We start from the raw sequence: 21,964 nt of genomic DNA on the forward strand, positions 1-21,964 counted from the left end.
GCAAGTCTCATGACACGGGCCTTGTTGTGTGGTGATGGGGGATCCTAGCACGCCTCTCAACCATCAAAGCTCTCCAAAAGTAACTGGCGATCGGCAGACGCGTCGGTGCGCAGGCAGTGCTTGCAAGCGGCTGCCTGCGGCGTTAGTATGAAGTCAATATCAGGAGACCTGATATTGACTTCCATAACAACCCGGAGACAACCATGCACGACCATTCCATCCGCCCGGCGCTGGCGGCGCTGGCGCTCGCCGCCATGCTGCCGGGCTGCGGCGGCAGCGGCACCACGGCCACCGCCACCACCCACCTTGCCGTTGCCACGGGCGCCAAGCTGACCAGCTGCACCGACCTTGCCGCGAAGGCGGCCTTCGCCGGCACCACCATCACATCCGCCACCCTGGCGCCGGCCGGCAGCGTGACGCAAACGCTGAACGGCGTGGCGACGCCGATGCCCGAGCACTGCGTCGTGCTGGGAAAAATGAACGAGCGGACCGGCGTGGACGGCCGGCCGTACGCGATCGGCTTCGAGATGCGCCTGCCGCGCGACTGGAACGGCCGCTTCTTCTACCAGGCCAATGGCGGCAACGATGGCAGCATCAGCGGCGGCAACGCGGCGTTCGGCAACCTGCTGGGCGGCGGCCCGGTCAGCAACGCGCTGCTGCAGGGCTATGCGGTGATCAGCTCCGATGCCGGTCACGTGCCGGACGCCACGGCCAACGGCGCCATCGCCGGCCAGGTCTACGGCCTGGACCCGCAAGCCCGGCTCGATTATGGCTACAACGCGGTCGGGCAGCTCACGCCGATGGCGAAGAACGTCATCCGCGCCGCCTACGGCAAGGGGCCGGACCGGTCGTACATCGTCGGCTGCTCGAATGGCGGGCGGCACGGCCTGGTGGCGGCGAGCCGCTACGGCGACCAGTACGACGGCGTGCTGGCCGGCGCGCCGGGCTACAACCTGCCGCAGGCGGCGGTGACGCAGATGTGGGATGCGCAAGCCTTCGCCGCCGCCGCGCCGGCCGGGGCCAACGGCCGGCCGAACATCGGCGCCGGCTACTCGGACGCCGACTTGCGGCTGGTGGCCGGCAAGATCCTCGAGCGCTGCGACAAGCTCGATGGCCTGGCCGACGGGATGGTGAGCGACACGGCGCAGTGCCAGGCCGCGTTCTCGCTGGCGCGCGACGTGCCCACGTGCGCCGGCGCGCCGGACGGTGCCTGCCTGACGGCCACGCAAAAGGCGGCCCTGCAGAAGGTGTACGACGGGCCGAAGAACTCGGCCGGCAATGCGCTGTACGCGCGCTGGTCGTGGGACCCGGGCATCGCCGGTCCAGGCTGGCGCAGCTGGAAGCTGGGCACCGCCACAAGCCCCGGCCTGACGGCCACGCTGGGGGCACCGTCGATGGCGTTTATTTTCTCCACGCCGCCGGCCGATCCGGCCGTGCTGACGGGCACGGGCACGTCGCTGCTCGACTACGCGCTCAACTTCAACTTCGACGCGAATGCCGCGAAGATTTTTGCCACCACCGACCGCTTCACGGAATCGTCGATGTCGTTCATGACGCCGCCGAATCCCGGCCGGCTCGACACGCTGCGCGCGCGCGGCGGCAAGGTCCTCGTCTTCCACGGCGTGAGCGACCCGGTGTTTTCGTTCGACGACACGGTGAAGTGGCTGAACGCATTGAAGGCCAACTACAGCGACACCGGCGCGTTCGCCCGCGTGTTCTCCGTGCCCGGCATGAACCACTGCTCCGGCGGCCCGGCGACCGACCAGTTCGACATGATGAGCGCCCTGGTGGACTGGGTGGAGAAGGGCATCGAACCCGAGGCGATCCGCGCCACCGCCCGCACGGCCAGCGCCAATCCGGGCCTCGGCACCATCCCCGCCGGCCGCACCCGGCCGCTGTGCAGCTGGCCGAAAGTGGCCACCTATGCCGGTGGCAACGTGGACGACGCGGCCAGCTTCACCTGCCGCTAAAAAAGTACTTGTCAGGCTGCCTGATTAGGACTAGTATGCATTTCATATCAGGTAGCCTGATACATCAAATGACAGAGGAGACACGCATGAACAAGTACGAAGGGCGCTGGCAAACCGTGAAGGTCGACGTCGCGGAAGGCATCGGCTGGATCACGCTGAACCGGCCGGAAAAACGTAACGCCATGAGCCCGACGCTGAACCGCGAGATGATCGACGTGCTGGAAACGCTCGAGCTGGACGACGCGGCCCAGGTGATCGTGCTGACCGGCGCCGGCGAGTCCTGGTCGGCCGGCATGGACTTGAAGGAGTACTTCCGCGAGACGGACGGCAAGCCGGAGATCATGCAGGAACGCATCCGCCGCGATTGCTCGCAATGGCAGTGGAAGCTGCTGCGCATGTACAGCAAGTCCACCATCGCCATGGTGAACGGCTGGTGCTTCGGCGGCGCGTTCTCGCCGCTGGTGGCCTGCGACCTGGCGATCGCCGCCGATGACGCCGTGTTCGGCCTCTCCGAGGTGAACTGGGGCATCCCGCCGGGGAACCTGGTCAGCAAGGCCGTGGCGGACACGATGGGCCATCGCCAGGCACTGCACTACATCATGACGGGCGAGACCTTCACCGGCAAGCAGGCGGCCGAGATGGGGCTGGTCAACCGCAGCGTACCCAGGGAAGAATTGCGCGACGCGGTCGTGGCGCTGGCGCGCAACCTGCTGGAGAAGAACCCGGTGGTGCTGCGCTACGCCAAGCAGGGCTTCAAGCGCGCCCGCGAGCTGACGTGGGAGCAGGGCGAGGATTACCTGTACGCGAAGACCGACCAGTCGAACTACCGCGACCCGGAAAAGGGCCGCAAGGAAGGCTTGAAGCAGTTCCTGGACGATAAGACGATCAAGCCGGGCCTGCAGGCGTACAAACGCACCTGACACCTCATCCTATATAGTGACGGGCCACAGAGCAGGGCACAACCTGCCGGCCCACCGAGTAACAGAGGAGACACCATGTTCGACACCGATTTGCTGGTGGACGGCCGCCCGGCCGCCGCCTCGAATGGCGCAACCTTCGAGCGCCGCAACCCCGCCAACGGCGACACCGCCACCCGCGCCGCCGCTGCCACGGTGGAAGATGCCCGGCGCGCGGCCGACGCCGCGCAGCGCGCCTTCCCTGCCTGGGCCGCCATGCTGCCCACCGAGCGCCGCGGCCTGCTGCTGAAGGCTGCCGACACGCTGGAAAAACACCGTGCCGAGTTCGTTGCGCGCGGCACGCTCGAAGCCGGCGGCAGCCCGATCTGGTACGGGTTCAACGTGACGCTGGCGGCCAACATGCTGCGCGAGGCGGCGGGCATGACGACCCAGGTGGCCGGCGAGGTGATTCCTTCCGACGTGCCCGGCTCGCTGGCGATGGGCGTGCGCCAGCCCTGCGGCGTGGTGCTCGGCATCGCGCCCTGGAACGCGCCCGTGATCCTGGCGACGCGCGCCGTGGCGATGCCGCTGGCGTGCGGGAACACGGTGATCCTGAAGGCCTCCGAGCAATGCCCGGCGCTGCATCGCCTGCTCGGCACCGTGTTCGAGGAAGCGGGCTTCCCGGCCGGCGTGGTGAACGTGATCACGAACGCGCCGCAGGATGCGCCGGCCGTGGTCGAGGCGCTGATCGCCCACCCGGCCGTCAAGCGCATCAATTTCACCGGCTCCACGCATGTCGGGCGCATCATCGCCCAGCAGGCCGCGAAACACCTGAAACCCGTGCTGCTGGAACTGGGCGGCAAGAACCCGGTCGTGGTGCTGGACGATGCCGATCTCGACGCGGCCGTGGAAGCGGCGGCCTTCTCGTCGTTCTTCAACCAGGGCCAGATCTGCATGTCGGCCGACCGCATCCTCGTCGACCGGAAGATCGCCCCGGCTTTCCTCGAAAAATTCGCCGCCAAGACCGCCAGCCTCAAGGCGGCCCACGCGGACGCGCCGCTGGCGGGCATGGTCGACCCGGCCGCGGCCCAGCGCGTGGAGGCGCTGGTGCGCGATGCAGTGGAGCGCGGCGCCACGGTGCTGCCGGCCGTGCCGAGCGCCGACGGTAACCTGCTGCAGCCGGCCATCATCGATGGCGTCACGCCCGAGATGGCGGCCTACCGCGAGGAAGCGTTCGGGCCGGTGGTTTCGATCATCCGCTTCGACGGCGACGAGGAGGCGATCCGGCTGGCCAACGACAGCGAGTACGGCCTGTCCGCCGCCGTGTTCAGCCGCGATATCGGCCGTGCCATGGCCGTGGCGCGCCGCATCGAATCGGGCATCTGCCACATCAATGGCCCGACCGTGCACGACGAGGCGCAGATGCCGTTCGGCGGCGTGAAGGCGAGCGGCTACGGCCGCTTCGGCGGCAAGGCCGCCATCGCCGAATTCACGGACCTGCGCTGGATCACGGTGCAGACCACGCCGCGCCACTACCCGATCTGAGGAGGACCCATGACTGCATCGCAGATGCCGGGACGGTGCCGTGCCGTGGCCATCGGCTGCCCGCAGGTTACCGTGCGCCGGCAAGGGGACAACTGGTACGTGGATGCCGAGACGCCGCTGGGCGAGGTGCCGCGCCGCTTCACCGATTGCCTGGTACGCGGCGCCCGCGACTGGCCGGAGCGCACGCTGGTCGCGCGCCGCGGGGCGGATGGCGAATGGATAAGGATCACGTATGCGGACATGCTGGAACGTGCGCGCCACATCGGCCAGGCCTTGCTCGACCGCGGCATCTCCGCCGAACGGCCGCTCGTCATCCTGTCCGGCAACGACCTGCAGCACTACCAGCTGGCCATGGGCGCCATGTATGCCGGCGTGCCCTACGTGCCCGTGTCGCCGGCCTACTCGCTGGTAGCGACCGACTTCGGCCGGCTGCATGAGCTGGTGGCGCACCTGACCCCGGGCGCCGTCTACGCTTCCGATGGCATCGCCTTCAGCCGGGCGATCGCCGCAGTGCTGCCCGCGGGGACAGAATTGATCCTCGATGCCGGCGAGGTGGGGGATCGCGACGTGACGCGCTTTTCGGCCCTGCTCGAGACGGTGCCGTCGTCCGTGGACGCGGCCAATGCCGGGGTGGGGCCGGAGACGATCGCCAAGTTCCTGTTCACTTCCGGCTCCACGAAGAAGCCGAAGGCCGTCGTCACCACGCACGGCATGTGGACCAGCAACCAGCAGATGCTGCTGCAAACCTTCCCGTTCTTCGGCGAGGCGCCGCCCGTGCTGGTGGACTGGCTGCCGTGGAACCACACCTTCGGCGGCAGCCATAATATCGGCATCGCGCTTTACAACGGCGGCACGCTGTACCTGGACGATGGCCGGCCGACGCCGCAGGAGTTTCCGCGCACGCTGGCCAACCTGAAGGAAATCGCGCCCACGGTCTACTTCAACATCCCGAAGGGCTGGGAAATGCTGGCCGATGCGCTGGAAACGGATGCCCAGCTGCGCGCCACCTTCTTTTCGCGCGTAAAACTGTTCTTTTGCGCGGGGGCGGGCCTGTCGCAGGCGGCGTGGGACCGGCTCGACGGCATCGCGGTGCGCCACTGCGGCGAATCGATCCGCATCATGACGGGGCTGGGCATGACGGAAACGTCGCCCTCGTGCACCTTCGGCACCGGGCCCATCGTGCGCGCCGGCTATGTGGGCGTGCCGGCGCCGGGCTGCCGCGTCAAGCTGGTACCCGTCGGCGGCAAGCTCGAGGCGCGTTTCAAGGGGCCGCACGTGATGCCGGGGTACTGGCGCATGCCGTCGCTGACCGCGGAAGCGTTCGACGACGAGGGGTATTACTGCACCGGCGACGCGCTGCGCTTCGCCGACCCCGCGCAGCCCGAGCTGGGCTTCATGTTCGACGGCCGCATCGCCGAGGATTTCAAGCTGGCCACCGGCACCTTCGTGAGCGTGGGACCGCTGAGGGCCAGGGTGATCAGCATGGGCGCGCCGTACGTGCTGGACGCCGTCGTGACCGGGATCGATCGCCACGCCGTGGGATTGCTCGTGTTCCCTCGCATGGAAACGTGCCAGGCGCTGGCCGGGCTGGGTGCGGACGCAACGCCGGCCGAGGTACTGGCCAGCGGGCCGGTCCGCGAGTTCTTTGCCGGCCTGCTGCGGCGGCTGAATGCCGAGGCGACCGGTTCCTCGACCGCGGTGGCGATGCTGCGGCTGCAGGAAGAGCCGCCCTCGATCGACCACCGCGAATTGACGGACAAGGGGTCCGTGAACCAGGCCGCCGTGCTGGCACGGCGCGCGGCGCAAGTGGAAGCGATGTACGAGTGCCGCGACGAAGGCACCATTCGCGCCAACTAGACAATAATGGAGGAGACACCATGAACACGCGCATGAAGATTCGCACCATCGTCATCGCCACCGCGCTGGCAACGGCGCTGGCCCCCGCGGCGCACGCCCAGGACCCGATCAAGGTCGGCGTGATCGCCGCGTTGACCGGCCCGTTCGCCAATATCGGCAAGCCGTTCGAGGATGGCATCCGCACCTATTTCCAGCAACACGGCGACACCGTGGCTGGCAGGAAGATCGAGGTGATCTATCGCGACGACGGCGGTTCGAATGCCGACCATTCGAAGCGGGCGGCCCAGGAACTGATCGCCCGCGAGAAAGTGGACTTCCTGATCGGCTTCTCGCTCACGCCCAGCGCGCTGGCCGTGGCGCCGCTGGCCACGCGTGCGAAGACCCCGATGATCGTGATGAACGCCGTCACCACCGGCATCACGGACAAGTCGCCCTACATGGTGCGCACGTCGATGACGATGCACCAGATGACGGAACCGTTCGGCACCTGGACCGGCAAGAGCGGGGGCGGCAAGCGCATCGGCACCGTTTACACGCTGGTCAGCGACTACAGTACCGGCGCCGACGCGGAGGCGAAGTTCGTCAAGGGCTTCAATGAAGCGGGCGGCAAGGTGGTGGGCTCGGCGCGCGTGCCGCTGGCCAATCCCGACTACTCGCCCTTCGTGCAGCGCGCCAAGGACCAGAAGCCCGACGCGCTGTTCTTCTTCGCTCCCGGCGCCGAGGACGGCACCGCGCTCCTGAAGGCGTTCACGGACAAGGGGCTGGACAAGGCCGGCATCCGGTTCCTCGGCGTGGGCGACATGACGAGCGACTCGCCGACGCTGGAAGCGCTGGGCGAGCGCGCGCTGGGCGCCGTGACGGTGCTGAACTACTCGACCGCCCTGGACAACCCGGCCAACAAGACGTTCCTGAAGGCGTATGCGGCGGCTAACCCGCAGCGCCCGGCACCGACGTTCGTGACGGTGGCTGCCTATGACACGATGGGCATGATCGCCGAGACCGTGCGCCGGCTGAACGGCAAGGTGACCGGCGAGGCGGCCATCAAGACCCTGGCGGGCATGAAGTGGAACAGCCCGCGCGGCCCGATCGCGATCGATCCGGCCACGCGCGACATCGTGCAGAACATGTATATCCGCGAGGTGAAGAAGGTCGACGGAAAACTCGTCAATGCGCCGATCGGCGTGCTGGAAAACGTGCCGCCGCGCTGACCGGCACAAAAATGCGTCGGACCTTGCGACCCTTGGAGAGTTCTCCAAGGGTCGTTTTTTTTGCGCTGTTCGCGGGTGCTTCCCTGGGCCCCCATGTTCCCGGAACTTTTGGAGCCGCACGAAGGAAGAGCGGGCCCCGCGGCTATGGGCCAATGCGCTATTGCCGTTGGCGGCGTGAAGCTATACTGGCATGCCAAACCGACAAGGAGAATCCATGAATGCCTACCTGGTAGTGGTCGATACGCTGGCCGATTGGGAGATCGGATACCTGACGGCGGAGCTGCACAGCCGCCGCTTCTTCGCCAACCCGCTGGTGGACTTCGGCTTCCGCAAGGTGGGGCTGAGCACGGCCGAGGCGACGAGCATGGGCGGCGTGACGCATGTGCCCGACCTGGCGCTGGCGGATCTGGTGCTGGAGGCCGGCGATGTGCTGATCCTGCCCGGCGGCGAACGGTGGGACCAGCCGGAGCTGCGGCCCATCCTGGACTTCGCGCGCGATGCGCTGGATGCGGGCCACAACGTGGCGGCGATCTGCGGCGCCACCAACGGCCTGGCCAGCGTGGGGGCGCTGGACGAGCGCCGGCACACCAGCAACGACCTCGGCTTCCTGAAGCAGACCTGCCCGGCATACCGCGGCGAAAAGCTGTACCGCAACGAGCCGGCCGTGCGCGGCGACAACCTGCTGACGGCCACCGGCCTGGCACCGCTGGAGTTTTCCGCCGAGGTCCTGAAAATGCTGAAGGTGTGGCGGCCGGAGACGATCCGCGCCTGGTACCAGTTGCACAAGACGCGCAAGGAGCGCTGGTATCACGCGCTGGTCGCGTCGATGACGCCGCCACCGCAGTGAACTGGGCCGCGCTGCGCCGCCGCTAAAAATTCAGCTCAGCCCGCAACCCCGAAATGGTATTATCATATAGACAAATGATGGCCATTCGACGGGATGCCGCAGTGCCGGCCCCGCCGTTGCGCCGCAACGATGGAGGAGAGCAGAACGTGAAGACCTTGCGCCGCACCTCGCTGTTGACTATGACCCGGCTGGCCGCCGGGGTCACGATCGCACTGGCGATCGCCGGTTGTGCCGATTTTTCCGCCGTGCGCACGTACGCCGATGATACGAAGAAGCTGGGGGCATCGTTTGCCGCGATCGCCGATACGCCGGTGCAGATCTGCCAATCCCAGTTCCTGATGCAGGAGCAGGTGAGCGAAGGTTTCGTGGCCTTCCGCATCGCCGACGTGCAGGCCAGCGCCGCGGCCAACTGTGCGCCGCTTGCGCAGAACAACACCCACATCCTCAACCTGGTCGCCCTGCTGGACGGCTATTCGGCCACGCTGGCCGCGCTGGCGGACGAGAAGCTGCCCAGCTATTCGGCGGAGCTGAAAGGGCTGGGCGCGGCGGTCACGGGCCTGAAGGACCGCTCCGGCGAACCGGTGGTGTCGGAGGATAAGGCGAAAGCCGTGATCTCGCTGGGCAAGCTGGTGTCGCGGCTTGCGACCGAGCGCGTGGCGCGCAGCGAAATGAAGCAGTTGCTCGAGCAGAGCGAGGCCGTGAACGCCACCACCGATGCCCTCGCGTGGTACGCGCGGTCAATCACCGGAGAGCAGCTAAAGACGTACCAGGAGCGTAGCCGCATCGCCATGGACTCCCTGCCGCGCTTCGAGAAGACCGAGCCGCTGGCCGTGCGCATGTACGCCGTCAACCTCGTCCGCGAGCAGGAACGGGCGAAACAGCTGGCGACGCAGAACGACGCGCTGATCGCATCGCTGGCAAGGCACCGCGAGGCGACCAACGCCTTGCGTGACCAGTTCGACAAGCGGCGCGACTGATCCGGCCGGACGGCGCGCGGGGTGGAGCAGCGAGGCAGGGCAACGAGGTAAAAGCCACTGAGGGCTCGACAAGCAGATCGACAAGCGGAGGATACCGGGATGAGCACGACCCTGAAGGAATTGACGGCCGATGAGCTGGCGGAGCTGGCCAACCGCTATACGGGCATTTCCACGAAACTGTTCGAATACCGCGTCACCCATGCGCTGACACCCGAGGAAGAGCACCTCGTGCGGGTCGAATGCGAGCAAAAGCTCGATGCGCTGGCCAATGTGCTGCGCGGCCAGGCCATCGCACTGGTGGTAACGGACGCGAGCCTGAAGGCCGAAGCCCTGCATGCCGCGCTGGACGCGGCGCGCAAGACGCTGGACAAGCTGGACAAGGTACGTGATGTGATCGGCCTCGTCACCAACGTCATCGCGCTCGGCGGAGCGATCCTGTCGGGCAATGCCAGGGCGATCGTGAAAGCGGTGAAAGCGTTCCGGGAACCCGATGAAGAGGACGAGGAAGAAGACGGCGAGGAGGGAGAGAAGGCGTAGTACCGCAGCTCCCTTTCCCCTCCGGGAACGTCTGTTTCACCAGTTTTGCTTAATGAAGCCAGGAGTTCTTATGTGTACGAAGAAGCCGCACCGCCATTCCATCCATTGCATCCTGCCGCCCTATATCCTGAGCCAGATCGCCAAGAACGGCAATGATCCGCAGCGGCGGTTCGCCGTCGACACCCTGTCGGTCGACGTCTCGTTCCGCCAGTTCCGCGCCACCGCGGTGGCGAGCGGCGCGCCGAAAGCGATGCGCGGCGCCATGCCCGGCACGGCCGCGGCCTTGAAGCGCACGATCTACGATGCGAAGAACGACCAGTCGCTGCCGGGCACCGTGGTGCGTACCGAAGGTTCGGACGCGACGGGCGACGTCAGCGTCGACGAAGCCTACGATTACCTGGGCGCCACGTATGAGCTGTTTTTCGACCAGTTCCAGCGCAACTCGATCGACGACGCCGGCCTGCCGCTGGACGCGACGGTGCACTACGACGAAGACTATGCCAACGCATTCTGGAACGGTAGCCAGATGGTGTTCGGCGATGGCGACGGCGAGCTGTTCACGCGTTTCACCGCGTCGATCGATGTCATCGGCCACGAGCTGACGCATGGCGTGACGGAAGTCGAGGCGGGCCTGGTCTACGAAGGGCAATCCGGCGCGCTGAACGAATCGATCTCCGACGTGTTCGGATCGCTCGTCAAGCAATATGGCCTGAAGCAGAAGGCCGACGAAGCGGACTGGCTGATCGGTGCGCAACTGTTCCTCGAACCGGGACCGAAACGCCAGGCGATCCGGTCGATGAAGGAACCGGGCACGGCCTACGATGACAGTGTTCTGGGCAAGGACCCGCAACCGGGGCACATGAAGGATTTCGTGCGCACGGTGGAAGACAACGGCGGCGTGCACATCAATTCGGGCATTCCGAACCGCGCGTTCTACCTGGCCGCCGTCGCCATCGGCGGCTTCGCGTGGGAGAAGGCCGGCAGGATTTGGTACGATAGCCTGCTCGATGCGCGCCTGAAGCCGAAGTCGACGTTCCAGGCCTTCGCGAAGCTGACGCGCTCGAATGCCGAGAAGCTGTACGGCGTGGACAGCGCCGAGGCCAAGGCGGTCATTCAGGCGTGGAAGGATGTCGGGGTGATCAAGTAATCTGTCGCCGGCGCTTCGATTCAACCCCACTGTAACAGCTGGGGTTGGAACACGCGCTTCGGCCCGCGATCGTTGGCGCGCCGGGAACCAATTCGTCTTGCAGGGAGGATGCATGCGCATCGAAGTAGCGACCGAAGGCGGCTTCGTGGCCGCCCCCGGCCTGGCGAAGCCCGTCGTGCTGGATACGGCGACCCTGCCGCCGGACGAAGCGGCCGCGTGCGAACAGCTGGTCCGCGAGGTGGTGGCCGACGCCGATACCAGCTTTGCCCAGCCGCCACCACTGATGCGTGACGGCCGTACCTACCGGATGAAGGTCGAACTCGATGGCCGCGAAGTGGCGCTGAAGGCGGCCGATGGGGCCATGTCGCCCGCCTGCCGGCAGTTATTGAAGCTGGTGCGCGCGCGCGGCGCGCGCTAGGCAGGCTGGCCGGCGCTCCCGGTCAAGTCAGCGGCGTTTCGGCCTTCTTCAGCGTGCGCAGCACAAAGCTCGACTTGCTGTGCCGGATGCCCGGAATCTTGTAGAGCCTCTCCCTCAGCAGGCGTTCATAGTCGCGCGTGTCCTTCACGGCGATGCGCAGGAAATAATCGTAATCGCCCGAAATCAAGAGGGCTTCCAGCACCTCGGGCATCGATTCGAGCGCCCGGCCGAATTCATACAGCGTCTCGTCGCTGTGGCTGTCGAGCGTGACCTGCACGATCACGGTGTCGTGATAGCCCAGGCGTGCCAGGTCGAGCTTGACCGTATAAGCCTCGATCACGCCGCTGTCGGTCATCCGCTTGATCCGGTTCCAGCACGACGTCGTCGAGAGCTTGATGGCCGCGCTGATCTCCTGCAGCGGCGTGCGCGAATCCTTCAGCAGGATTGCCAGGATGCGCAGATCGGTCGCATCGAACGTTTTTCCTTGCTCTTCCATACCGGGAGAAAATCTTTCATGAGTTGTACTGTTATCGCGTGAAATTATGAAGCACTTTCACCGGCTGCGTCGATAAAATTCAGGGCATGAAACCTTCTCCCGACGAACTTTCCGCCGCGCGGAACGGCGTGGCAGCGGGCGCACCGACCGGTGCGGGCCTGCTGCTCGATACGCTGGTCCACTGCGGCGTGGACACCGTGTTCGGCTATCCGGGCGGCGCGGTACTGCCGCTTTACGACGCGCTCGCCCTCGATGGGCGGATACGCCATATCCTCGTCCGGCACGAACAGGCCGCGGTGCACGCAGCGCAGGGTTACGCGCGCTCGACCGGCAAGCTCGGCGTCGTCTTCGTCACCTCGGGGCCCGGCATGGCCAACACCGTCTCCGGCTTGCTCGATGCATTGAGCGACTCGATTCCGGTGCTGTGCATCAGCGGGCAAGTGGCCACGAGCGCCATCGGCACGGATGCCTTCCAGGAATGCGATGCCCTCGGGATTTCCCGTACCGTGACGAAGTGGAATGCGCAGCTCCGCGAAGGGCAAGCCATCGTGCCGACCATTCGCCAAGCGGTGGCGACGGCGCTTGGTGGCAGGCCGGGACCCGTGCTGGTGGATGTGCCGAAGGATATCCAGGCGCAGCGCGTCGCGCACGATGGATCGTTGCCCGCGCCGCAGCCGCCGCCGGATTCGCCGCGGGACGGTGCTCATCGGGCCGCGCTCGCATCGGCCGCGCAACTGATACGGCAGGCGCGCCGGCCCGTGTTCTATGGCGGAGGGGGCCTGATCAACGCCGGCGAGGAAGCCTGTGCCGCCTTCGGCAAGCTGGTGCGGTGGAAGAATGCGCCCTGTACCCTGACCCTGATGGGGCTGGGCGCCTTTCCCGCCAGCGATCCTCGCTGGCTGGGCATGCTCGGCATGCACGGCACGCTGGAGGCCAACCTGGCCATGCATGAAGCGGACCTCGTCGTATGCGTCGGCGCCCGCTTCGACGACCGGGTGACGGGCAAGCTCGCCCATTTCTGCCCCGGCGCGCGGATCGTGCACATCGATATCGATGCGCGGTCCATCGGCAAGGTCGTGCGCACCGATGTCGGACTGGTCGGCGATTGCGGCACCGTGCTCGCCGCGCTGGCGTACGTGCTTGAAGAGGACAGCGCCGATCACGCCCTGACCATGGACTGGTGGCAGCGCATCGACGGCTGGCGCGCGCAGCGCTGCCTCGATGTTCCGGCACCGGCGGCGGCCATCCTGCCCCAGCAACTGATGTCGACCCTCGCCAGCCACGTGGCGAAGCACGACGGCATCGTTTCCACCGACGTCGGGCAGCACCAGATGTGGGCTGCCCAGTACATGCGCTTCGACCGTCCGCGGCGCTGGCTGACCTCGGGCGGAGCGGGAACGATGGGCTACGGCCTGCCGGCGGCGATCGGTGCCCAGGTGGCCCATCCGGATGCGCTGGTCGTCTGCGTGTCGGGCGACGCGTCCGTCATGATGAACATCCAGGAGCTGTCGACGGCCATCCAGCATCGCTGCCCGGTCAAGCTGGTCCTGTCCAATAACGGCTGCATGGGCATGGTGCGGCAATGGCAGGAACTGCACCATGAAAAACGGTACAGTCACAGTTATTCCGAAGCGATGCCCGATTTCGTGGCGCTGGCACGGGCGTTCGGCTGGGATGCCCGGCGCGTGACCGATGCGGCGGAGCTCGACGACGCCGTTGCGCAATGCCTCGCGTCGCCGGGCGCGTTCCTGCTCGACGTGGTGGTCGAACAGGCGGAGAACTGCTTCCCCATGATACCGGCGGGGCACGGCCATCACGAGATCATGCTGTCCAGGAATCGCTGGTTCGTGCGCTGAGCAGATCTCGTTCCCGTCAGCAGGAGCCGTCGTCCAGGCTGCCGCGCGTGCCCCCGGTAAACGGCGGCTCGCGGAAGGTCGTCCAGTCGGGCGGCAGCGCGCTGCGGTAGGGCGGTAGCGCCCCGCGGTTCTCGCGCGCGTGCAAGGCGTTGCCGCGGGCGAGGAATTCGCGCTGGAAGAAGTCGAGGAAGGGCTGGTGCTCCTGCCGCACGATTTCCTCGATCGTGGCCATCGTCAGCAGGCCTTCCTTCAATTCCGGATTGTCGGCGGCCATCCGGCGGATCTCCATCACGCGGGCGCGGATGCGGCGTGCCAGGCGGTCCTTCATCGCCTGCAGGATGTTGCGGGAGTCGATCATGTGGTGCATCTCATGATTGAACGTGCTGCCGCCCGGGTTCTCGCGCGGTGTAAACAGCACGAAACGCATCGGGAACGTCGTCACGTTCACGGTCACCGGCGAGTTGAAGGTCTCTCCGCCCAGTTGCTGCGGCACGAAGAGGGGATTGGTACGCAACGTGAACTTTTCGTCCGTGAACGGCCGCACGCAACCATCCGTTCGCATGGTGGGGTCGTTGCATGGCCCGTCGAGATCCACGCCGGACACCGCGAAGTTGAAGCAGTAGCGTTCTTCCTCGAAGCGGACATTCACGCGCGGGAACATCGACGGATCGTAGACATTGGGATTGTTGCGCAGCCCTTCGTCCGAGCGCGCCAGCTCCTGCTCTTCGCGGATTTGCGCCAGGAGGCCGATGCCGTGCTCGGCGGCGAAGGGATTCGGGTCCTGCGCGGCGGCGCGCCGGCGCCTGGCCGCGAACGAGGGCAGGGCCGCGAGCGCGGTCGGAAAGCCCTGCGACAGGTCCGGCACGCCCGGTGCCGCCACCAGGTCCTTGCGCAGCCGCAGCGTAAACTCGCGGCCGAGCTGCTTGCGGCCACTTTCCCCCACGCCTTCGCGCTCGTCATCCGGGCCGGTTTCCTCTACCGTCGTGGCCGGCCGTTCCGGTGTGTCGAGGATCAGGCGGCCGGACGTGGGGTCGAAGCGCACCCTGACCATCAGCGGCCCGTCCAGGTGCAGCGCCTGGCGCAGCGGCACCAGCTCGGCGGCCACGCTGCGCACCTGGCGGCGGATCTCGGCGGCATCGGCGGCGCCCTGCACCTGGCCGCGCGGCGTCGGTGGCGAAATGTGGGTGATGCGCTCCAAGGGGTTCACGTCCGCCGCCGTCGGCCCATTCACCTGCATCGGCGTGCTGTCGGTCAGCGGTGCGGGATCGATCACGCTGCGTTGCTTCGCTTCGCCACTGTGGCCGAACATTTCCAGGTCCATCGAGAACGTGGTCTGGCGGCCTTCGACGAAATGGGTGGAGAAGCGGTCCATCGGCGCGTCGTCGCGCCGCGCTGCCACCCACGTATTGAAGGTGACCCTGACCGTCGCGCGGTTCAGGTCATTTCCGGCCTGCACCGTGCGGGAAAGCGGCTGGGACGGGTCCAGCCGCGTCAGGTCCGTGAACACCAGCGGCATGGCCGCCGAAGGCGAATCGGAGAGTTCCGCGGTCGCCCTGCCGGTGGCGTCGAGCCGCTGCACGACTGGCGGCATGAACCACGGCGGGCCGTCGAGGTGCGCCGGCGGCCCGTCGCGCATCGGCACCGGCACGGCTTCGTTGATCGCATGGCCGCTGACGTAGCTGGCCACCCGCTGGTCGGCCACGATCGTCTGCAGGAAGCCGACTTCGTAGCGCGGGAACTGCGCAGCGTCGCCGGCCGCTTGCACGGTGGCGCGGAAGCGGAAGGCCCCGCGCGGCGCGGCGATACGCACCGCGTTACCCGGTTCGGAGATGCGTGGCGTCACCACGGTGGAACTCCCGGTCGCGTCGAAGGCCACGCTGCTGAACGTGAGCGGCGTGGGCGGAGCGGGGCCCTGCTGCTGCGGGTCGATCGCGCCCGGCAGCTGGCGGCTGGGGCAGGGTGGCGGCGTGCTGGCCAGCGGGTCGGCCGTGGGCGCGCGCCACCACCGTTGTGCCGGCACCAGGACCAGCCCCGTGGCCGGATCGGTGCCCGCCGGCGTCATGCAGGGCGGGAAACCGGCCAGCTCCACCAGGAAGATGGCAGCCGGGTGCACGGCCGCGTCGTTCGGCCCGGTGTTCAGGCGCGGTGCCAGGAAGTGGTGGAAGGCCATGTCGATGATGCGCGCGGCGGCGCACAGCACCGGGTTGTCCGCCTCGCTGAACGTTTCGCGGGCCAGCACGATCTCGCGCAGGCCGGTCACGTTCGGATGACCCAGGCGCGGATTGTCGAGCGGATTCGCCGGCGGCCTCGGGATCGTCGCGTTGCCGTTCTCGCCCTCCACCAGCACCGTGGTCCGGCGCACCATCTCGGCCACGCTGGGGATGGTGCCGCAGGTCCAGCGCGACACATAGGCGTCCGCCGCCAGCCGGTAGTCGCGCGCGATGATGCGCCCGATCGCCAGGTCGGCCGCCTCGCGCAGCGTGGTGGCGCGGCGGGTGGCGTCCGGCGTCACCTGGCCGGCCGGCGCGTCCGCGCCGACGATGACGATGCGGTTTTCCGCCTGCGTGGCGCCGAAACTGGAGGTTTCGCCCATTGCCGCGATGCGGATCTGCTGCGAGGGCACGCCGGCGTTCTGCAGCTCGCGCGCGGCGCGCTTGGCGCGGTGGCAGGAAAGGCGCAGGTTGTAGGCCGCGGCGCCGTCGGTGCTGGCGAAACCGTGCACCTTGAACAGCGAGTCGGCGCGCTGGCGCCGCGCGAAATCGCGCAGCAGGTCGACCTGCCGCTGGTCGATGAACGCGTCCGAATCCATGCAGAACTGGAAGCGCGAGCCGACGATCGAGCCGACCGCCTCGGTCGGGCAGGGGGGATCGGGGCGCAGGTCGCCCAGGTTGGTGGGCACGGCCGGGCAGCCCGGTTCCGCCGGCCGCTCTCCGAACTCGGGCGGCGGGCGGCCGACGCCGGTGGAAGGCTCCACTTCGCCGAAGTCGATCTCGGGCTCTTCGTCATCGGTGGCGCCCTCCTGGCGTTGCAGCCGCGCGCCCGGCACGGCCCCGCCGGATTGCTGGATGACGTGGGTCAGCTCGTGCGCCAGCAAGTGGCGGCCGGCGTCCGTGTCGGGCGCGTACTGGCCGGCGCCGAACACGATATCGTGCCCGGCCGTGTAGGCCAGCGCATTGATGGCGCGGGCGGACTGCGCGGCCGCGCCGCCGGTGTGCACCCGCACGGCGGAAAAATCGTAGCCGAAGCGGCTGTCGAAGAAGCGCCGGGTCGCACCGTCCAGCGCCTGACCGGGTCCGCCGAGCACACTGTCCACCACGGCCGGCGCGGCGCCGCCGGGCGCGGCCTTGGCGCGCACGACCAGCTTTTCGTCTTCGCTCTCGCATGCCGAACATTTGCGTTGTACCCCGGCGCCGCCGGCCGCGACGGTGGGCGCCCGGGCGCCGGCCGGCATGCGCATCACGCGGTCGGCCACGGCGTCCGCCTCCCGCTCGAACGAGTCGCCCGCCGGACCGACGCCAAGGCGCGACTTCGCGCGGCAGCGCGGGCAGGTCCCGCCGCAGGCGCAGTGGGCCGGCGGTGGCCGGGCGGCCTCGCGCGGTTGATGCAATGACTGTGCGGCCGGCTGGCCTGGCCGCGCCGCCATGGTGGCGGCGGTGCGCGGCTTGGCGGGAGCCTTGGCGGCGGCGTGCTCCACGTGAACCTCCGTCAGCCCAGCACCCGGCGCGCCAGCGCGATCAACTGCCTGGCCGCATCCTCACTGCCCAGCAGTTCGGCCAGCACCTGCGGGTCGATGGCCACGATGTCTTCCACATCCTCGATGCCGCCCTTGATCAGCTGCTGGCGCATTGTCGCATCCAGGTCCAGCCGGTCGAGCGGCGTGCGCGCCGTGCACGGGTCGCCGCCTTGCTGCCACGGCAGTACCAGCGTGACGACGACGCTCGCGCCGTGGTCGACGGCGATCGCCTCCTGGCTCAGCAGCACTTCCTTGCCGGCCGGGTCCAGCACGCGCGGCAGCAGTTTGCCCAGCTTCATCAAGCGGGCGGTTTCCTGCGCATCGAAGGCGGCCTTGAAGTGGCCGTTGGCGTCGCTGCGGCCGAGCGGCGCGCCAGCGGCCCCGCGCTCCGTCACCAGTTCGATTGCATGGTTGGCCACGCCCTGGCCCTTGCCGTCGACGAGCCGGCCGCTGACGGCGGCGCCGCGCTCCGGCACCTCCGGCGGCGCAAATTCGACCGCCTCGGCGGCGATCGACAGCAGGCGGCGTGTTTGCACCGCCGAGCGCGCCTGGGCGGCAACGGCCGCGGCGCGCGGATGCTCCGCCCCATGCTTGGCGGCGAGGTGCACGGCCTCCGCCTGCAAGGCCCGGGTCAGCGCCACCTGCGTGGTGGCGACGTGCTTCACGGCGGTGCCCATGTAGCGGCGCGCCAGCGGGGCCAGTTCGGTCGCGTTGAACGCATCGGGTTCGAACGTGCCCCCGAGCTCCGCGGCATAGGCCGACAGGGCCGGCGCGGCGAAGGTGCCGACCGGCGCCGGCGTGCCCGCCGCATCGCGGCAGAAGGTGGAATCGAGAACGTGGTTCGGTTCGTCGACCGTACGCGGCACGTGCGGCCCGCTCGCGGCCGGGAAGGCGAAGATGCAATGGTCGGCCTGGTTGAGCAGCGTGAGATTGGCGCGCAGGGCCAGGGTCAGCATCGATAGCGTGCGCGTGGCACCCTCGCGCAAGCGGCCGCCGGTGGCGCGCACCGTGTCGCCGATCAGCACCGTGTTGCAGAAGAAGGGATCGCCGCGGAACACCGAGCTGGTATTGCCGGCGTAGCCCAGGTCGTCCATCACGAGCACGGCACAGGCGATCAGCGAACGGTTCACGGCGTCCAGCCGGGCGAAATTGTCGTCGAACAGCGTTTCGCCGCCCGGCAGGCCCGCCTCGGCCACCGCGCCGGCGTTGTTCGCGTTATCGGTCATGCGCGCCACCAGCCGGTGGATCCCGCCGAAATTGAGCAGCAGCACGCCGCCGAAGGCCGCATCGAGGAAGCCGAAGCGGCCCGTGTGGGCACTGCTGAAGTGGTTGTTCGCCACCGACACGGGGCCGAAGGCGAAGGCGGTGAGCGCGCGGCCGGCCGGCTGGTCGACCCGGTTGTCGTGCACGCGCAGCGCCGGGGTGCGGCCGGTCGACTGCGACAGCCGCTCGCTGAGCGCGCCGGCGAAGCGGATGTACAGGCCGCCGCGCAGGCCGGCGCGCCGGTTGTCCTCGTAGCCGGCCGTGACGGTGCCGTTACCGGCCAGCGTATTGTCGACGATCTCCACGTCGTTGCCCCAGCCGACGAATACCCCGCATACCGGGTCGGCCGCGGTGGGCCCGTTCTCGTTGATGTGGTTGCCCCGCACGATCAAGGCATCGACGACGGCCAGCGACACGCCGCCGCGCCCGATCACCTGCGCCTGCGCCAGCATCGCTTCCGTGAACGGGTTGCGCAGGTTGTACAGCAGGCGATTGTTCAGGATCACCAGGTCGCGTACCGGGTGGGTGGCCCGCAGCAGCGGCGTCAGCGCCAGGTTGCACAGCGCCGTATCGATGGCGGCAAGCAGGTTGTCCTTCGCATTGTCTCCCGGTGCGGCGACGTTCGGGCCGGCGAGCACGGCGCCGGCGCGCAGCCCGAACCCGATGCCGGACAGGCCCATCATCGAGACCCGGTTGGCCTCGATGGTGATTTCGTGCAGGAAGCCAGGCTCGGGCCGCCGCTGCGCACGGCGCGCGATGACGACTTCATACACGCGTTCATTGATCCGCCCCAGCCGCACGATGCGCCAGGCCGGGTCCGCGCTGAGCAGGTTCAGGCCCGGCGCGGTCTTCACGATCACGCGGCCCTGATCGTCGCCCGTTTCCGAGGCCAGCGTGCCGTTCGGGCCTTGCAGGTAGACGGCGATATCGGCCCGCGGCGCGCCCGACTCGTCGCGCACCACGGCGCGGAAGGTGGCGTTGTCGTCGATGTCCACCGACACTTGCGGCACGTCCTCCGGCGGCGGTTCATCGGGAGGTGTCGGCGGCGGCGGATCGAGGTCGCCGCCCAGGGTGACGCCGTTGCCGGCGCCGCCCACGATCTCGTTTTCCAGCAGCCGCACCCGCTCGCAGCCGGCGCGCAGGTGGATGCCGCCGATCGCGCGGTAGGGCTGCAGCGGCACCAGCAGCGCAAGCACATGGGTCCATGCCATGTTGGCATAGGCCAGGACGAGGTGCGGAAAGCGGTACAGTACTTCCGGCCGCGCACACGGATCGGCCGGGTCGCGGGTCGGATCGTCGTCCGGCTCTTCCGGCTCCGGCGTGCGGTCGACGAAGGGCAGCAGCACGAGCGTGTTGCGCTCCACCAGGCTGTCGTCCGCCGCCAGCGAGATGGCCGGCAGGCCCGCCGCCGTATCCAGCACGTGCAGGCGGTTATGGGCGATGTGCAGGCCGGCGGCCGCGTTGGCGCGGATGCAGTGGATGCGCGCGATCATGCGGGTGGCATCGATGCGGATATCGCGGCACAGCCCATTCTCGCTGCCGTCGGCCAGCACGGCGATGCCGTCGTAGGTCAGCAGGTCGAGCGTGTGCACGCGGATGCCGATGCAGTCGACGAAGTGGAAGATCGGATCGAAGCGCGTCTGCGTGCGCGGAAGGACCAGCGTGCGCCGCGCGCAGCCGTGGATCGTGATGTTGCGGCGTCCCTCCAGGCGCAGGTTGGCGCGGTGCAGGCCGGGCAGCAGGCACAGTTCGCCGCCGGCGGCCGGCAGGTGCGCCGCGGCCACTTCCAGCGAGTTGAAATGGCCGAACGAGGTCACCCCGTCGCCGATCACGAAGGTGCAGCAGCCGCGGCGCGCCGTCAGCGGGCCGAACGGCACACGGCAATCCTCGATCGAACCGGAAACCGTGGTGTCCTGCCGGCCGGTCCAGTTGATCTCGGCCAGCGGCACGCGGTGGTAGACGATGCCGATTGGCGGCGCATCGTCGACGAGCACCTGCTCGTTGGCGATGTCGCCGGCCCGCACGGTGAAGGTCCAGTAATCGCCGGGGCGGTAGTTGCCGGCTGCCGGCGCGTCAAAGGCGAGACGGATGCCGTCGCGCAGCTCGACCGGGTTGGCGACATTGGTGAAATCGGCGATGTCGGCGATGCCGTTCCACAGGCGGAAGAACACCGGATCGGTGGTGGCGGGCAGCGTGCCGAAGCTGGCCGGCGCCGCCAGTTCCAGGTCATGGTCGGTATTCAACGTGGCCATGGTGGCGTACACCACGGTCCAGGCGCCGGCCAGCGCATCGTATTGCAGCGCCTCCAGGTAAAACTCCGTCAGCCCCGAATGCACGATGGGCGCGCGGCCGGCATCGATGATCACGCGGTCGGGGGCGGTGGAGGCGTCGAAGCGGCCGCGGCCGACCAGGCCGCCGTTCCACTGGCTCCACTTGAAGCGCGCGGGCGCGGCCGGCGGCACGTCCGCCACTTCGATGCGGTACAGGTAATGCTCGAAGCCCGTGTAGCCGCCGCCGCCGGCCACCGGGCAGTCGCCGGGGATGGCGACCACGGGGGCCAGCGACACCGTCAGCCGCCCCTTCGCGGCCGGATCGTCGCGCAGCCGGTCGCGGATCGACACGCAATCGTCGTTCTCGCCCAGCCGCAACAGGCGGATGCGGTAATTGACATAGGCCCGTTCCGACGTGTCGGGCCCGCCCAGTGCGGGCTCGACGAGGCGCTGCGGGTACTGGAAGCCGTGCAGCGCTTGTTCCGACACTTCCAGGATCACGGCATCGCGCACGCCGTCGTCGACCGTATCCGGGGTGGGTTGCGGCGTCGTGAGCGGCGGGCCGAAGTACGTGGCTACCCGCGTCACCGTGGCGGCCGGATCGGGCAGCTCGCCCGGCAGCCGGGTCAGGATGCCGTCCGCCCAGGCGCGGCCGGGGTGCAGTTCCACCAGCACGTCGGTGCCGCTGACCAGCGCCGACGCGACCCGGAAGCCATTCGGTTCCGCGGCCGGCACGGCGCAGATGCCGGCGCCGATGATGTCGCGCCCGGCCTGGCCATTCCAGCTTAGCTCGAGCAATTCCCCTTCCGTCATGTCCGCGTCGGTCGTCACGCGGCCCTGCTGGTGCAGCACGCCGCTGACGTTGCGCAGCACGCCGTCGGCCGGCGCCGCCACGCCACGCGCATGCTCGTGGGGATCGAAGTTCAATACCGAGAAATCGCCTT

At 68.3% G+C, this 21,964-nt stretch carries 14 protein-coding genes; 11 read left to right on the top strand and 3 right to left on the bottom strand.

All coding sequences use genetic code 11. The features are described from left to right. Positions 1–203: 203 nt before the first annotated feature. The 10 genes from V6Z91_RS22735 to V6Z91_RS22780 all read left to right on the top strand — a co-directional run bounded on the left by V6Z91_RS22735 (position 204) and on the right by V6Z91_RS22780 (position 11,402). Positions 204–1,970 carry a tannase/feruloyl esterase family alpha/beta hydrolase gene (locus V6Z91_RS22735; protein WP_338761542.1) on the top strand — a complete coding sequence of 589 codons (1,767 nt, stop codon included), beginning with the start codon at positions 204–206 and terminating at the stop codon, positions 1,968–1,970. 86 nt (positions 1,971–2,056) lie between these two features. Beyond that, entirely contained in the window at positions 2,057–2,890 is an 834-nt protein-coding gene (locus V6Z91_RS22740; protein ID WP_338761545.1) for a p-hydroxycinnamoyl CoA hydratase/lyase, read from the top strand. A gap of 75 nt (positions 2,891–2,965) precedes the next feature. Continuing rightward, complete coding sequence (locus tag V6Z91_RS22745; RefSeq protein WP_338761548.1) at positions 2,966–4,411, top strand: aldehyde dehydrogenase; 1,446 nt, start codon at positions 2,966–2,968, stop codon at positions 4,409–4,411. Between the two features lie 9 nt (positions 4,412–4,420). Next, entirely contained in the window at positions 4,421–6,268 is a 1,848-nt protein-coding gene (locus tag V6Z91_RS22750) for a feruloyl-CoA synthase (protein WP_338761551.1), read from the top strand. Positions 6,269–6,288: 20 nt separating this feature from the next. Next, complete coding sequence (locus V6Z91_RS22755) at positions 6,289–7,476, top strand: ABC transporter substrate-binding protein (RefSeq protein WP_338761553.1); 1,188 nt, start codon at positions 6,289–6,291, stop codon at positions 7,474–7,476. A gap of 214 nt (positions 7,477–7,690) precedes the next feature. Continuing rightward, on the top strand, positions 7,691–8,323 hold the full coding sequence (locus V6Z91_RS22760) for a DJ-1/PfpI family protein (protein WP_338761556.1): 633 nt from the start codon (positions 7,691–7,693) through the stop codon (positions 8,321–8,323). A 146-nt stretch (positions 8,324–8,469) separates the two neighbouring features. Continuing rightward, positions 8,470–9,300: a hypothetical protein gene (locus V6Z91_RS22765; RefSeq protein ID WP_338761559.1), complete on the top strand. Its 831-nt coding sequence runs from the start codon at positions 8,470–8,472 to the stop codon at positions 9,298–9,300. A 99-nt stretch (positions 9,301–9,399) separates the two neighbouring features. After that, complete coding sequence (locus V6Z91_RS22770) at positions 9,400–9,837, top strand: hypothetical protein (RefSeq protein WP_338761562.1); 438 nt, start codon at positions 9,400–9,402, stop codon at positions 9,835–9,837. 70 nt (positions 9,838–9,907) lie between these two features. Beyond that, the gene (locus V6Z91_RS22775) at positions 9,908–10,984 is read left to right on the top strand and encodes a M4 family metallopeptidase (protein ID WP_338761565.1); all 1,077 of its coding nucleotides are present in this window, start codon (positions 9,908–9,910) and stop codon (positions 10,982–10,984) included. 112 nt (positions 10,985–11,096) lie between these two features. After that, positions 11,097–11,402: a protealysin inhibitor emfourin gene (locus tag V6Z91_RS22780; protein ID WP_338761568.1), complete on the top strand. Its 306-nt coding sequence runs from the start codon at positions 11,097–11,099 to the stop codon at positions 11,400–11,402. Between the two features lie 22 nt (positions 11,403–11,424). On the opposite strand, the gene V6Z91_RS22785 is transcribed toward V6Z91_RS22780, so the two are convergent. Next, a complete protein-coding gene (locus tag V6Z91_RS22785) occupies positions 11,425–11,898 on the bottom strand; it encodes an Lrp/AsnC family transcriptional regulator (protein WP_338761571.1) in 474 nt (157 codons plus the stop codon). Between the two features lie 86 nt (positions 11,899–11,984). On the opposite strand from V6Z91_RS22785, the gene ilvB reads away from it, so the two are divergent. Continuing rightward, entirely contained in the window at positions 11,985–13,754 is a 1,770-nt protein-coding gene (gene ilvB / locus V6Z91_RS22790) for a biosynthetic-type acetolactate synthase large subunit (RefSeq protein WP_338761573.1), read from the top strand. 16 nt (positions 13,755–13,770) lie between these two features. Here ilvB and V6Z91_RS22795 read toward each other — a convergent pair whose 3' ends face one another. Together V6Z91_RS22795 and V6Z91_RS22800 are read right to left on the bottom strand one after the other, a co-directional pair. After that, a complete protein-coding gene (locus V6Z91_RS22795) occupies positions 13,771–17,448 on the bottom strand; it encodes a DUF4157 domain-containing protein (RefSeq protein WP_338761576.1) in 3,678 nt (1,225 codons plus the stop codon). A gap of 11 nt (positions 17,449–17,459) precedes the next feature. Further along, the gene (locus V6Z91_RS22800; RefSeq protein WP_338761579.1) at positions 17,460–21,947 is read right to left on the bottom strand and encodes a hypothetical protein; all 4,488 of its coding nucleotides are present in this window, start codon (positions 21,945–21,947) and stop codon (positions 17,460–17,462) included. Positions 21,948–21,964: the final 17 nt, after the last annotated feature.

The sequence above is a fragment of the Massilia sp. METH4 genome, assembly GCF_037094685.1.
GTDB lineage: Bacteria > Pseudomonadota > Gammaproteobacteria > Burkholderiales > Burkholderiaceae_D > Rugamonas.